This is a genomic window from Trichothermofontia sp. (genome assembly GCF_053493415.1).
On record NZ_JBRCAD010000163.1, the window covers coordinates 1 to 13,665 of the forward strand.

Consider the following 13,665-nt stretch of genomic DNA (forward strand, 5'->3'; position numbering starts at 1 on the left):
CCCTTGCTCTTCCCTACCCCCTGCCCCCGTGCCGTATTCTTACAATGGATAATGATCACGATCGCGTATCTGCATACCGATACCCAAACCATGAATCTGGTACTTTCTTGGCTATCCATACCCATCCCAACCCCACCGGTCATCGCCCTGCTGCCTGGATTAGATAGTCTTTTCTCCACCCAGGGGATCATGATCATGCTGCTGGTGGCCTATGCCGGGGCCATGTGGATGTTCCTGACCAGTGCCCCCAAGGTGTATACGATCATGGTCTCGGACCTGGAGGTGGCTCGTCAGCTTTATGAAGGGATGCTGGGGATGCCCGTCGCCGAAGTGCCTCTGCACTACTACTACAATTACGAGCAATCCCTAGGGGCGGCGGGGATGGACCCGCTTTACCTGTCTTCCGGGATGGGGGCAACGACTACGGCTCGGACTAACAGTACAGAGGGACTCTGGTACCAGATGAAGAAAAACACCCAGTTGCACGTCATCACGGGCGCTAGCCTGGGGCAAAAGGGTCGCCACCGCCATGTATGTTTCGATCGCGACTGTCTGGAACAAATCCTCATGCGCGTTCAAACGCGGGCCGTCAAATATAAACTCCGTCGTGATAAACCCCTCAACTTTCTGGTGAAGGACCTAGATGGACGGGTGATCGAAATGGCTGAGGTATCAAATTAGGGCCATCGTCGTGTAAAGTGCTTAGTTTTGGGTGCTTAGTTTTGGGTGCTTAGTTTCAAGTGCCCAGTCTTCACTCGGAATTCAAAATGAATGTTAGCAGGGAGTGTCATGGCGAAGCAGCGGGTTCTTTCGGGCGTCCAACCGACGGGTAACCTTCACCTGGGTAATTATCTGGGGGCGATTCGCAATTGGGTGGAAGGCCAAAGCCAGTTTGAAAATTTCTTCTGTGTCGTGGACCTCCACGCCATCACGGCTCCCCACGATCCTAAAACCCTAGCCCAGGATACGTATACGATCGCGGCTCTTTACCTGGCCGCGGGGATTGATCTCCAATACTCGACCATTTTTGTCCAGTCCCATGTTCCGGCCCATAGCGAACTCACCTGGCTGCTCAACTGCATCACCCCCCTCAACTGGTTGACGGACATGATCCAGTTCAAGGAAAAGTCCGTGCGCCAAGGGGAAAATGTGAACACCGGATTACTCGACTATCCCGTCCTGATGGCGGCAGATATTTTGCTCTACCAGGCCGATCAGGTACCCGTGGGCGAAGACCAGAAGCAACACCTGGAACTCACCCGCGATATTGCTGCCCGCTTTAATCACCTGTTTGCTACCCCAGAAGCCCCGGTCCTGAAGCAACCCAATCCCCTGATTCGCCCGGAGGGGGCACGGGTGATGAGTTTGACCGATGGCACCCGCAAGATGTCCAAGTCCGATCCCTCGGATCAGAGTCGGATTAATGTCCTGGATACGCCGGAACAAATCCAATACAAGATCAAACGCTGTAAAACTGATCCGATTCGGGGCCTGGAGTTTGACAACCCCGATCGTCCAGAATGCAATAACCTCCTGACCCTCTACACTGTACTGGCCGGCAAAAGCCGGGAAGAAGTGGCCCGCGAATGCCAGGATATGGGCTGGGGCCAATTTAAACCCTTGTTGACGGAAACCACGATCGCCGCCCTGGCCCCCATTCAAGCGAAATATCAAGAAATTATGGACGATCGGGGCTATCTGGAATCTGTCCTGCGCGAAGGTCGGGAAAAGGCTGAAGCCGTCGCCAATGAGACGCTGGCCCAGGTGAAGGCAGCCTTAGGTTACGCTAAACCGCTATAGCAGTCACTAACCATGCCGTTTGATAACCTGGGCAAATTGTTGGCGGAGAACTATCCCGATCGGTTTGCAGCCTGGATACTGGGGAATGCGCCAGGGACCGTGAGTGTGCTTAAGACGGAGTTGAGTATTGAGCCGATTCGGGCGGATTCGCTGGTGTTTCTAGGCACCCAAGACCGCATTCTCCACCTGGAATTTCAAACCCGCTGGCCCTCAAAACCCCCCATAGAATTTCGGATGTTGGACTACTGGGTACGGCTGTATCGGCAGTATCAGGTACCGATTATCCAGGTGGTGATTGTGTTACTGCCACCGTCGGCAGGCACGGTGATTCGGGATCACTTTCAGGTGGGGGAGACCCAGCATCGGTTCCGGGTGCTGGGTGTGTGGGAGCAGGACCCAGCCGTATTGCTCAATGATCCGGCTCTGTTACCCTTGGCTCCGTTGGCAGCGACGAGTCAACCGGAGGTTTTGCTGCGACAGGTGGCGGCTCAGATTGGTCAGCTAGAATCAGAACAGCAGCGGCAGGAGTTATCGACCTATGCGCAGATTTTTGCGGGGTTGAAGTTTAAGCAACCGTTGATTCGTCAGATTTTTCGGGAGGGGATGATGCGCGAATCGGTGATTTATCAAGAAATTTTGCAAGAAGGGGTCCAAAAAGGACTCGAACAAGGTCGCCAGGAAGGTCGCCAGGAAGGTCGCCAGGAAGGTCGCCAAGCGGAAGCCTCGGCTTTAATTTTGCGGCAACTGAGCCGACGGTTTGGGGCGTTGACACCTGTGCTAGAAGCAGCGATTCGGGGATTGTCGGTGGAGCAGTTGGAGGGGTTGGCGGAGGCGTTGTTAGATTTTGGCGAGGTGGCGGATTTGGAACGGTGGTTGGGGCAGGGGTAAGACGGCGGGGGGTGAGGATAGTGCTCAAAATTCCCACGCCCTGGCTGTCCCCCTTACCCTGGTCATGGGGTGAAAGTTTGATCATGCGCTTCTGCTGTGACCGGAGAATATTGTGGATTGAGGCGCTCATATCCTGAAAGCAGGAATGACGCGTGAAAGTAATAGGTGCGTCAGCGTATAGGGGGCTTTAATGTTTCCCTAAGCTGGCTCGTTCAGAGCCTGAGACACAATAGAAATGTCCGATCGCGTAGCATCTCCCCAGAATAATCGTCATGCCTACCTTGCCCATGTCCTACGGTCTGTATCTTTATGGCATCTTCCCCCTCCCTGGTCCCAAAGGCTTAGCCCTAGAGGGATTAGATAAACAAACGGTACAACTGGCTACGGTGGATGGGTTTGCCATCCTCTACTCCGAGGCCCAACAGGAGCGCTACCTGGCTAGCCGTCGTAATCTTCTGGGTCATGCCAAGGTCCTAGAAGAAGCGATGCAAGCGGGGTATCGTAACCTCTTACCCCTCCAGTTTGGCCTGATTGTGGAAACCGTTGCAGAAGTCTCCCGACAACTGACGGGTCCCTATCAGTCAGCGTTGCAACAACTTCTGGATCGCCTAGAGGGGTGCCGGGAAGTGGGTGTTAAGGTTTTTTGGAACGAGGATCAGGAATTGCAAACCTTGATGGCGGAAAATGCGACGTTGCGGCAACAGCGCGATCGCCTAGAGGGCAAAACCCTGAGCATGGATGAGGTGGTGACGATCGGGCAGGCGATCGAACAGGCTATGCAAACCCGCCAAACCGAGATTATTGATACCTTCCGGACAGCCCTCAACCCCCTGGCCCTCAACGTCATTGAAAATGATCCGATGACCGATGCCATGATTTATAACGCGGCCTACTTGATTCGCTGGGAGGACGAACCCCGTATCAGTCAGCAGGTTGAAGCCCTAGATCAGCAATTTGACGAGCGCCTCCGGATTCGCTACAACGATTTCACTGCCCCCTTCAATTTCGCCCGCCTCGAAGATTTATAGGAGATTTCAATGTTAATTGACCTGCTACTTGCACCAGTGCTGGGTCCGATTAAAGGCGTCACTTGGATTGGCGAACAAATCCTCGAACGGGCTGAAACCGAACTGGATGACAAGGAAAATCTGCAAAAACAGTTACTAGCCTTACAGCTAGCTTTTGATATGGGTGATATTTCCGAAGCTGAGTTTGAAGCGCGGGAAGAAGAATTATTGCTAGCTATTCAAGCGATCGATGATGCTGAAAATCAAGAATTTTGAGTAGGAATACGCTGAACAATCTATCTTTTCAAGTGAGCATTAACAACAAGATTTGACAACCAGATTTCCTTGTAAACTATTAAACCTTAGAGGACGTTTTAAAAGGGGAGACCGCAGTTTTAACTGGAATACCCCCTTTTAATTAAAATATCCTCGAAGACCTAGCAGAACTAATCAACTGACATACCACTCTAAACGTGGGTAGAGGTTGATCATTTTCACTGTCTACTGTTAGCGATCCACAGTTCGTGATCTACTGCTAACATTTAGTCCGCGTACAGGTAAAGTTCTTGGCATGGAGTTGGGCTGGCGTGTCAGGCATGAGCACAATCCCGTTGCTCAGGACGACCCACATCACAATAATTGCGGCGATGCTTTTCATAATTCTGGTAAACGCACTTCCTGTATGGGCATATCATGCCCAATCGCTGTCGGAATTCCATCAGGGCATTTAACCAAAACGCATCCGCCGATCGCCAGCACACTGGTGAATTCACGAGTAGGGGGGACACCCCTCGCATGGGCAGGGTCGGCGCTGGTGATCGGCCATTGCACTGGATAAGCCGCCTGCCGATCACCAAGACGCGGCTGTCCCCTGCGCAGGCTGCCAACACCACAACCTTAATGTCCACCCATGCGCACCGCTAGGAAAAAGCTTCCAAATAATCCTTGATCAAATTGCGACGCTTGGGTTGGCGCAGTTTTTGTAGAGCCTTGGCTTCAATCTGGCGCACCCGCTCCCGCGAGAGATCAAGGGCACGGCCAATTTCCGCCAGGGAATAGGGATGACCATCACCGAGGCCAAAGCGCATCTGGATGACATCTCGCTCCCGACTGGTCAGGTCAGCCATGAGTTGTAGCAGGTCGTGGCGCAGGGCATCCTGCATCAGGGATTCCTCCGGCGAGAGCGCATCGGTTTCGAGCAAGTCCCCCAGTTCCGTATCCCGATCCTTGCCCACTTTGGTCTCCAGGGACACGGCACGGGGCACCCGCAGCAAGACTTCCCGCACTTGGGGCGGCGTCATTGCCAATTCCTTGGCAATATCCTCGATCGAGGCCGTATGGCCTTTTTCCTGGGAGAGTTTGCGTTGCGCTTTCTTGATGCGATTGAGCTTTTCCGTAATATGAACGGGCAGACGAATGGCCCGACTTTGGGTCGCGATCGCCCGTGTGATGCCCTGGCGAATCCACCAGTAGGCATAGGTACTAAAGCGATACCCCTTAGTGGGATCAAATTTTTCCACGGCTCGTTCTAGGCCCAGGGTCCCCTCCTGGATCAGATCGAGCAGTTCTAGGCCACGATTCTGGTACTTTTTCGCCACCGAGACCACGAGGCGCAGGTTGGCTTTGATCATGTGCTCCTTCGCCCGCACACCCTCCGACAGGATGCGCTCTAAGCCCGCCACCGATAAATCCACCTGTGCGGCCCAGGCTTGTTTGCCTGCCGTGAGGATAGCCTTGAGGTCCGCGATCGGGAGCTGCGCTTCGTCGGACCAGCGTTCCAGGGACGGACGATAGCCAAGGTAGGCGGTGAGGGTATCGTGAATTTGGAGCACAGCCACATATTGGCCTAGGGCAGCATTGCCAGCCGCAGCAGCCTGATCCCGCTGTTCTAAAAGCTGCATATAGTGCTGGACCTTTTGGGCTTCGGCCACCTCTTCCTCTCGCCCCAGGAGGCGTACCCGACCGATTTCTTGCAGGTAAAGGCGAACGAGATCGGTTGTCCGACGATTAGATGGGCTGGGTAATCCACCTAACTCGGCGGCGACTGGGTCCAATTCATCCAGTGCTTCTGCCATTACTGCTACCATATCGTCACCTTCTTCGTACATTGCTAAGCCATGTGAGGAGTCGTTGCCGTGTCGCGATGCGCGTCATGATTCCGGGGAGAAGCCAAGCGCACGGCGATCGCTGGCTCGGCCAATCAGCCCGATCCCGTGGTAAGAGACCTGGGGAACACTTCTCGCTGCCCCTAGCTCAATCAGGAACCCTCTGTAAACAGTATTCCCACTTATTTAGGACAAATGGTCATTACTCATTGTTCCGTTACATTAGATGGGGCATTATGACGAAAGTCTACAGAATGTGAATAAATGCAACCCTTGTTTCCCGTCTGCCGGGGTCTACTTTCGTTTTGATCCCTAGTCTAGGGAACTGGCCGGGTCGGGCAGGTGATTTCAGTCAGGGCTAGAATTAATCTTCATCACGCCCCACCGGGTTTCCTAGAATGGAAGGAATGGCACTTCCGGCGTAAATACGGCATGGCCTCCCCAGAATTACCCGAAAATGGTGGTAATAATGGTACGAATCCCACCCGTGTCGCCCACGAGGTTGGGATACCGTCACCTGCGAGAAGAACGTTGAACCCCTCCGATTTACAAGAACCGTTTGCCCAGTTTCGCAACCGCTACCCGTCAGGGTGCTTGGTAACCGAATTGATGCTGGTGCAGGATGGCCAGTGGGTGGTCCGGGCGCTCGTGAAGTTGGGGGATCAGATCCTTGCCAGTGGGTTCGCTTCGGACCCGGCGCTAGAGATAGCGGAAGATAAGGCCCGTCTGCGGGCGCTGCAAGTGTTGGCCATTCCAGCCGCCGCCAACCTGGCCCCGGTGTTGCAGGCATCAGCCTATGAGTTACAGGTGCGGCTCACTGCTAACCGGAGTCGTCCGACCGATCTGCCTGCCACCCCAGCGTTTCCGTCCCTCCTGGAGGCTGAATCCTATACCGATACCACCTATACCGATACCTATGCTGACGCCTATCTGGAGCCTGCCGTCGCGCCGGAACCGGAAGCCGTGCCCCGCCAAACCCGTCGCCTGCCGGAACGGGCTGAACGGACGGAACCCGTAAGCCGATCGCGGACTAGCCGCAAAACGCCGCCGCCTGCCCCCCCCCCAACCCCGGCTCCGCTGGATCTTTCCGATGTGATTGCCCAAACGACTGTGGAGTTACGCCGTTTGGGTTGGACGGAGGCGGAAGGGCGCAGTTACCTACAACGAACCTACGGCAAGCGATCGCGACAGCAACTGGATGATGACGAACTTTTAGAGTTCTTGCACTACCTACAATCCCTCGATTCAGCGGAAGAATCGCCCTTTTAGCCCCCCATGACTCCCCTATCATCCCTGCCTATGTCCCTCAGCCTGTGCATGATTGTTAAGGACGAAGCCGCGAATCTCCCCCGCTGTCTGGAGAGTGTGCAAGGGCTGGTGGATGAACAGGTGATCCTGGATACGGGGTCCACCGATGAGACAATGGCAATCGCGACCCAGTATGGGGCGAAGGTCGATCGCATCACCTGGCAGGATGATTTTGCGGCAGCGCGGAACCAAACCTTGGCGCGGGCAACGGGGGATTGGATCTTGGTGCTGGATGCGGACGAAGCGGTAGTGCCGGAGGCGTTCCCGGTGATCCAGGCCGCGATGGCGAATCCCCAACACCTATTGGTGAATTTGGTGCGGCAGGAAGTGGGGGCGGTGCAGTCGCCCTATTCTTTGGTGTCGCGTCTATTTCGGCGGCGATCGGAGCTGCGGTTTCAGCGACCCTACCACGAACTGATCGATGACAGTGTGACGGCCCTCCTGCAACAGGAGCCGGGTTGGCAAGTGATTACCCTAGCCCCGGTAGCCATTCGCCATTGGGGGTATCAACCGGGAACGATCGCCGCACGGCAGAAGCGCACGCGGGCCAAGACTATCCTGGAGAAAGCCTTGGCCCAACAACCGGAGGATGCCTATCTCTGTAGCAAGTTGGGGGCCTTATATTTGGATAACGGTCAGGTGGAAAAGGGGCTCGTGTTGTTACACCGGGGACTCAAGCAACACCCAACGGAGGCGGGGGTATTGTATGACCTGCACTATCACTTGGGGATTGCCTACAGCCGGATCAACCAACCCCAAGCGGCGATCGGGCACTACCAGCAGGCCACCCAACAGCCGATTCTGGCCCTGTTGAAACTGGCGGCCTATAACAACTGGGGCAGCCTACTGAAGGAACAGGGGGATCTGGCGGGGGCGGAGGCAGCTTATCAAACGGTATTGCAGCTAGACCCCAATTTTGCCCTCGGCTACTACAACCTGGGACTCACCCTGCGGGCGCAGGGGCGACTTCAGGGGGCGGTGGCGGCCTATCAGCAGGCACTGCGGTTGAATCCCCACCATGCGGAAGCCTACCAAAATATGGGGGTGGTGTTGCTCAAATTGGGGAGCCTACCAGCCAGTCTCAATGCGTTCCGGCAGGCGATCGCACTCCATACCCAACAAGGTAACTCCGCCGAGGCCGAGCGGTTGCGCCAGGGCTTGGCGGAGATGGGCTGGCAACTGTAACGAGGGCGGCAAGCCTGATCACTTTCTGAGCCAGCCGCACCACGGCTGGTTCCACAAATTTCCACACATTTTCTACACATTGCCCCCATCGATAGGAACCGATCCCCAGTATTGCGGATGCGACTCTGCCGGTCTCCCCGCCACGGCCCAAAATCGGCTTCAGGATTATGGGCGCAGGTCGTTGGTGGTTTACTCCGGGACAATTTCCGTCACAACCCGACCGCCGCTCACCACCACCGTTTGGACCGAGTCCTTAAACTTCCCTGTGGCCCGTGGTCCCGTTAGATGCAGGGGGGGATCAGCCTGTTGATAGCTCACATTGCCGACGGCATCCATCTGCTGGGTGGGGAGATGCCACGTGAGGCGATCGGTCCGTAACCGAGCCTGTCGTTGCGGTTCCGTACCGTAGACGTTGCCCGTGAGGGTAGCCACTTCCTGTTTCAGGTCCAATTGGCCGCGATCCGCCGTGAGGTTAATCTGATCGCGACGGTGGAAAATACGCACGGGCTGCTCTGCCAACACCAGTTGCTGCTGCGTCTGCCACACCAACTGGTTACCTTTCACATCCAGCGGCGGCTCTTGGAGGGTTAGCTCAACGTTTTGGCGCAGGGTGGCCACTTTTTGCTTGAGATCCACTAGGGCTGTTTGCGCCCGTGCCCGATCGGTGATCGTTTCGTTCTGATAGCGATCGATCTCAATGCGGCGGGCAGCCGCATTCGGATTACGGGGCGGTGGGGTGAGTAGGGGCAGTTGATCCCCGATCGTCATGGCCTCCTCATCCAGTTGCCAGATCGCCTGCTCGGCCCGCAGTTGGAGGACAGGATCTTTTGCCTCAGCCACAATGCTCCCCACCAGTTCAATCCGACGCTTGCGGCTATAGGCCCGGGCTTCCTGGGCCTTGATATCTAACTGGGGATGGGTGCCCGACAGTTGGTGCCGAACGATGAGTACATCCTCCTTCGGTCGCCACTCCACCTCATTGCCCCGTAGCACAGCCTTGTCTTGAACGTCGATCGCCGTAATTTTGCCGCGTAGGAAAATCTTTTCGCCATCTTCCTCAATATCGGCCCGCTCCGCCTCTAGGCGATACACCACCTTGCCATCCTGAAACAGTTCCCCACGGGGGTTTTCGACCTGGGCTAACCCAGCCTGACGATCGTAGGTGGCCTCGTCTGCCTTGACCCGCCACAGCAGGGTTCCCTGTTCATCCGGTTGCTCTAGGGTAATGTTACTGAGGGTCAGGCTGCTGCTCAGGCGGGCCGCCTCCGCATCCTCGGCAATTTTGTCACTGGCACGATCGCTGTCCTGACAGCCTACCCCCACCAGCAGCAGCAAGAACAGCAGACCGATCCGGAATCCAGCAGCAAGCGATGGCGACGCCATAGATACCGTTAACCCCCAAATGCACAAAACCGAAACGGAAGTTTAGCTGCCACCATTATGGCTTATGGCTCCGGGGTTCCTCCGGCGACGAGAACTCTAGGTTAGTCAGAGGTCGGTAGGTATAGGTAGACCGGGCGGTTTTCTGGATATCGTCCTTGATACTTTCGAGATCAATGTAGCGATCGGCGACGTTGATCAAGCTATCACTGGTCATGGAGCGCAGGCTGATCACCTCCACCCGCACCCCGCGATAACTGACGGCATTCACCGCATAGGCCAGATCGCCATCCCCGCTCACCAAAACCGCCGTGTCATAGGCTCCCACCAAGGCCATCATGTCCACCGCAATTTCCACATCCAGGTTGGCCTTTTTGGAGCCATCAGGCAGTTGCACCAGATCCTTGGAAATCACCCGATACCCATTGCGTCGCATCCAGAGCAAAAAGCCCTGCTGTTTCTCGTTGCTGCGATCGACGCCCGTATAAAAAAACGATCGCAGCAAACGTGACCCCGCCGTCAATCGACATAGCAACTTGGTGTAGTCAATTTCAATACCCAATTGCAGGGCGGCATAAAACAGGTTTGAACCATCGATAAAAATAGCAACCCGACCGCGATTTTCCAAGACCTGCTCCGGTGTGAAAACGGGATCAGTTGAAAGATTCTCAAACATTGTTGTCATGCCTCTGTTTTTTTAATAGATACTGCCCGGCGGTGATAACCAACCGGGAAGTGGAAGCGTTATTTAGGCCATCGGTGCGGGAGCAACATCTTGTCGTTCTAAGCGACGGAAAACTGGTTCTGGTTCAGCCAGAGCTTGCCCAGCAGGCAGGCATCCCCATTGAGCGTGTTGGGCAAAGGGTGCGATCGTGGCAATTCTGGCGCGATCGTTAAAATCAACCGCAAATCCCAACTGCTGGTAGATTTTTGTACTGGTGGCGGGGATGATGGGAGAGAGCAAATAAGCAGCCAAGCGAACAGCTTCCAGGATGACATATAGCACCGCCTCAGCCTGGGCTGTCTGCCCCTGCTTATACAATTGCCAAGGAGCCTGCTCATCAATAAACTTGTTCCCAGCTTGCACCAGCCGCAAACACGCTTGACAGGCATCACTAAAGGCTAATTGCGTATACGCCTGGTGTACCTGCTCACCCAAAGGGGCAGCGATCGCCACCAGGGGATGATCCGTCGGAAGATCCGTGGCAGCGATCGGGGGAACCCGTTGCTCGCAGTACCGACAGGCCAACTTCAGGACCCGGTTGAGTAAATTCCCTAAATCATTGGCAAGATCAGCATTGACGATATTGATAAAACGCACTTCACTAAAGTCGCCGTCGCGGCCAAACTCGATTTCCTTAAGGAAGTAGTAACGCAGGGAATCGGCACCATAGGCGGCCACTAATTGGAAAGGATCAAGGGTATTCCCCAGGCTTTTCCCCATTTTTTGTCCATCCTTCGTCAGAAATCCGTGGCCAAAGACCTGACGGGATAGGGGTACCCCTGCCGACATCTGCATAGCAGGCCAGTAAACGGCATGAAAACGCAGGATATCCTTGCCAATTAAATGCAGATTAATCGGCCACCAGTGGGCGGTAGCATTCTCTAGGGTGGGTTCGTCAGCAGGGTCAAGCAGGGCAGTCATGTACCCGAGGAGGGCATCGAACCAGACATAGAGCGTGTGGCTGGGATCGGTGGGAACCGGAAACCCCCAGTCCAGGTTAACCCGCGAGATGGAAAAATCCTGCAACCCCTGCTGGACAAAACTTAAGACTTCATTCCGCCGACTTTCCGGCTGGATAAAATCCGGCTGTTCCGCATAAAGCTGTTCCAGTTGAGCCTGATAGTTAGACAACCGGAAGAAATAATTTTGTTCATCACGCCACTCCACCGGCTGGTTGGGATGCAAGGGGCAGCGTTTATCCGTCAGTAAATCCCGTTCTTCTTTGAATTCTTCACAGGATACGCAATACCAGCCCTGTTGGCGGCCCAGGTAGATGTCCCCCCGCTCCCAAACCCGTTGGAAAAATGCCTTGACAATCGCGTGGTGCCGCTCACTGGTGGTCCGACTAAAGCGATCGTATTGAATATTAAGACACGTCCACAACTCGGCAAACCGCGCCACGATCGCATCACAGTGGGCCTGGGGGGATTGCCCCCGGCTTGCCGCCGCTCGCTGGATCTTTTGGCCGTGTTCGTCTGTCCCCGTGATTAACAAGACCTCGTGGCCCTGTAGGCGCTGAAACCGTGCGATCGCATCCGCTGCTAGGGTGGTATACGCACTACCAATGTGGGGCACATCGTTAACGTAATAAAGCGGTGTGGTAAGGGCAAACGTTCTTAGCTTTTGGTCAGAATTTTTATTAACGAAACTCATAGAGTGATTAACTTTTTCTTATATCAATCATTACCAACTGTCTTTCATTCTATTGCCTGAGCGCCATTCCCCACCTCGGAATTCACCCTGCGGAGAAGTCTTGTGAGTCAACCGACGAGCCGACCAGCCAAATGATCTTTCCACAGCCTTGATGAGGTGTTATGGTGAGCAACCTCAGTGTTTACACGGAGTGACCCCCAAAAGGGTTCAATACTGGCCCAACGGCTGGCGAATCATAGGCTGGATTGCGACGGGAGCACCCGGCATCCAGCTCAGGAATAGTGACAACATCGCCTCGACGATTCACCTTCGGCCATTAACCTGAGTCGCTCAGCTCCCTCCCTTCAGCAGCTAGTCAGTTCTGCATGAGCGATCGTGAGTAAACAATTGGGGCCAGGGCTATTCCGATACCCTATCATCGGCTCGTCAGCTTCGTTTTCTGCTAACGCGGTTCTCCTAACACGCTGCCCTGAGGGTTCACCAACACCAACGCACAACCATCAATTACCTAATACTGCACCTATACTGCCACCTATACTGCACAACAAGATAACCACGGAAGACATGAATTCGTGTCAATCCTTTAGCGTAGTCCCAGGGGACCCAGGCCGATTAAGAAACAGTTACACTTGAAAGATATCTTCTATTAAAGATGTCTTTACGTGTGAAGGTTGCACTATATCAGCTTATCTTGACTTTGTAAACTATGTTCATGATAGCGCCTTTGCTTTGGGATGACCACTGTTAATGAAATGTTAATGAAATGATCCGTGAAATTGCTGATGAAATTGCTATGTTCTACGCCTGAGCGATCGCGGGCTCCGCTGCTCATTTATTTACCCGGTATGGATGGGATGGGTACTCTTTTCCAGGCACAAATCCCCCACCTAGCGACTAGGTTTACCATTCGTTGCTTAGCGATGCTTAGCGATCGCGCCAGCTCTGGCTTGGGGCTGGCAGGGGCTAGCGGCACGCTTGGCCACCCTCATCCAAGCGGAACAGCAACACACCCCCCAGCGTCCGGTTTACCTGTGTGGAGAATCCTTTGGCGGGTGTCTGGCTTTGCAGTTGGCGATGCAGTTTCCGCGATTAGTCCATCACCTGATTCTGGTCAATCCGGCTTCGTCCCTGGGGCGGCGGCCTTGGCTCCACGGGAGTGGCTGGTTGGCTCGAACTTTACCGTCTGAGTTGTATGGCCTATCTTGTGTGGCCCTAGTGCAACTCCTCGTGAACCGGGGACGGGTGTCGGAGCTGGTTTACCGTACCCTGTTGCAGACGGTGCGATCGCTACCCCAGGCCACAGTGGCAAGGCGCTTGGAGCAATTGTGCCAATTTGCCCCGGCCCCGACCGCCCTGCGTCGGATCTGGCAACCGACTCTGATTGTGGCCAGTGGGGCGGATCGGCTGCTGCCATCGGTGGCGGAGGCCGCCTATTTGCAACACCATTTACCCCAGGGACGATCGCACATATTGCCCCACAGCGGTCACGCCTGTTTACTGGAACCCCAGGTACAACTCAACGTCATTCTGGCCCAACAGGGCTGGTGCGGGCCGGGGGCTGCGGCTACCCCGGCAGGATCGGGATGGCCCCCCCTCTTGCCCCTTGCCCCGGTAC

General features: G+C 55.1%; 13 protein-coding genes. 8 read left to right on the forward strand and 5 right to left on the reverse strand.

The features are described 5' to 3' along the window. From ACWIUF_RS14080 to ACWIUF_RS14100, 5 genes are all read left to right on the forward strand, one after another. On the forward strand, nt 1-681 hold a 681-nt coding region (locus tag ACWIUF_RS14080), incomplete at its 5' end, for a hypothetical protein (protein ID WP_448573080.1). Between the two features lie 90 nt (nt 682-771). Then, the gene (trpS, locus tag ACWIUF_RS14085; protein ID WP_448573081.1) at nt 772-1,800 is read left to right on the forward strand and encodes a tryptophan--tRNA ligase; all 1,029 of its coding nucleotides are present in this window, start codon (nt 772-774) and stop codon (nt 1,798-1,800) included. 12 nt (nt 1,801-1,812) lie between these two features. Continuing rightward, nucleotides 1,813-2,688 (forward strand): Rpn family recombination-promoting nuclease/putative transposase, encoded by an 876-nt coding sequence (locus ACWIUF_RS14090; RefSeq protein ID WP_448573083.1) that lies wholly within the window; start codon nt 1,813-1,815, stop codon nt 2,686-2,688. A gap of 272 nt (nt 2,689-2,960) precedes the next feature. Further along, complete coding sequence (gene gvpF, locus ACWIUF_RS14095; protein ID WP_448573084.1) at nt 2,961-3,716, forward strand: gas vesicle protein GvpF; 756 nt, start codon at nt 2,961-2,963, stop codon at nt 3,714-3,716. 9 nt (nt 3,717-3,725) lie between these two features. Then, a complete protein-coding gene (locus ACWIUF_RS14100) occupies nt 3,726-3,971 on the forward strand; it encodes a gas vesicle protein GvpG (RefSeq protein WP_448573086.1) in 246 nt (81 codons plus the stop codon). A gap of 259 nt (nt 3,972-4,230) precedes the next feature. Here the strand turns inward: ACWIUF_RS14100 and ACWIUF_RS14105 are convergent, their stop codons facing one another. Further along, a complete protein-coding gene (locus ACWIUF_RS14105) occupies nt 4,231-4,353 on the reverse strand; it encodes a hypothetical protein (protein WP_448573088.1) in 123 nt (40 codons plus the stop codon). Nucleotides 4,354-4,615: 262 nt separating this feature from the next. Then, nucleotides 4,616-5,782 carry an RNA polymerase sigma factor SigC gene (gene sigC, locus ACWIUF_RS14110; protein WP_448573089.1) on the reverse strand — a complete coding sequence of 389 codons (1,167 nt, stop codon included), beginning with the start codon at nt 5,780-5,782 and terminating at the stop codon, nt 4,616-4,618. 360 nt (nt 5,783-6,142) lie between these two features. Between sigC and ACWIUF_RS14115 the strand changes: the two genes are divergently transcribed. Both ACWIUF_RS14115 and ACWIUF_RS14120 read left to right on the forward strand, forming a co-directional pair. Next, a complete protein-coding gene (locus ACWIUF_RS14115) occupies nt 6,143-7,069 on the forward strand; it encodes a hypothetical protein (RefSeq protein ID WP_448573090.1) in 927 nt (308 codons plus the stop codon). Nucleotides 7,070-7,099: 30 nt separating this feature from the next. After that, nucleotides 7,100-8,293 (forward strand): tetratricopeptide repeat protein, encoded by a 1,194-nt coding sequence (locus tag ACWIUF_RS14120; RefSeq protein ID WP_448573091.1) that lies wholly within the window; start codon nt 7,100-7,102, stop codon nt 8,291-8,293. Nucleotides 8,294-8,482: 189 nt separating this feature from the next. Here ACWIUF_RS14120 and lptC read toward each other — a convergent pair whose 3' ends face one another. From lptC to metG, 3 genes are all read right to left on the reverse strand, one after another. After that, entirely contained in the window at nt 8,483-9,676 is a 1,194-nt protein-coding gene (gene lptC, locus ACWIUF_RS14125; RefSeq protein WP_448573092.1) for an LPS export ABC transporter periplasmic protein LptC, read from the reverse strand. A gap of 55 nt (nt 9,677-9,731) precedes the next feature. After that, nucleotides 9,732-10,349 carry a LabA-like NYN domain-containing protein gene (locus ACWIUF_RS14130; protein ID WP_448573093.1) on the reverse strand — a complete coding sequence of 206 codons (618 nt, stop codon included), beginning with the start codon at nt 10,347-10,349 and terminating at the stop codon, nt 9,732-9,734. A 72-nt stretch (nt 10,350-10,421) separates the two neighbouring features. Then, nucleotides 10,422-12,050 (reverse strand): methionine--tRNA ligase, encoded by a 1,629-nt coding sequence (gene metG, locus ACWIUF_RS14135; RefSeq protein ID WP_448573094.1) that lies wholly within the window; start codon nt 12,048-12,050, stop codon nt 10,422-10,424. A gap of 975 nt (nt 12,051-13,025) precedes the next feature. Between metG and ACWIUF_RS14140 the strand changes: the two genes are divergently transcribed. Then, nucleotides 13,026-13,665 (forward strand): alpha/beta fold hydrolase (locus ACWIUF_RS14140; protein WP_448573096.1); only part of this gene is annotated, 640 nt, incomplete at its 3' end.

Bases quoted from the DNA above. Each gene is read 5' to 3' on its own strand.
- lptC (WP_448573092.1), bottom strand. From the start codon at position 9,676: ATGGCGTCGCCATCGCTTGCTGCTGGATTCCGGATCGGTCTGCTGTTC.
- ACWIUF_RS14090 (WP_448573083.1), top strand. From the start codon at position 1,813: ATGCCGTTTGATAACCTGGGCAAATTGTTGGCGGAGAACTATCCCGAT.
- ACWIUF_RS14100 (WP_448573086.1), top strand. From the start codon at position 3,726: ATGTTAATTGACCTGCTACTTGCACCAGTGCTGGGTCCGATTAAAGGC.
- ACWIUF_RS14130 (WP_448573093.1), bottom strand. From the start codon at position 10,349: ATGTTTGAGAATCTTTCAACTGATCCCGTTTTCACACCGGAGCAGGTC.
- ACWIUF_RS14105 (WP_448573088.1), bottom strand. From the start codon at position 4,353: ATGAAAAGCATCGCCGCAATTATTGTGATGTGGGTCGTCCTGAGCAAC.
- sigC (WP_448573089.1), bottom strand. From the start codon at position 5,782: ATGGTAGCAGTAATGGCAGAAGCACTGGATGAATTGGACCCAGTCGCC.
- gvpF (WP_448573084.1), top strand. From the start codon at position 2,961: ATGCCTACCTTGCCCATGTCCTACGGTCTGTATCTTTATGGCATCTTC.
- ACWIUF_RS14120 (WP_448573091.1), top strand. From the start codon at position 7,100: ATGTCCCTCAGCCTGTGCATGATTGTTAAGGACGAAGCCGCGAATCTC.
- metG (WP_448573094.1), bottom strand. From the start codon at position 12,050: ATGAGTTTCGTTAATAAAAATTCTGACCAAAAGCTAAGAACGTTTGCC.
- trpS (WP_448573081.1), top strand. From the start codon at position 772: ATGTTAGCAGGGAGTGTCATGGCGAAGCAGCGGGTTCTTTCGGGCGTC.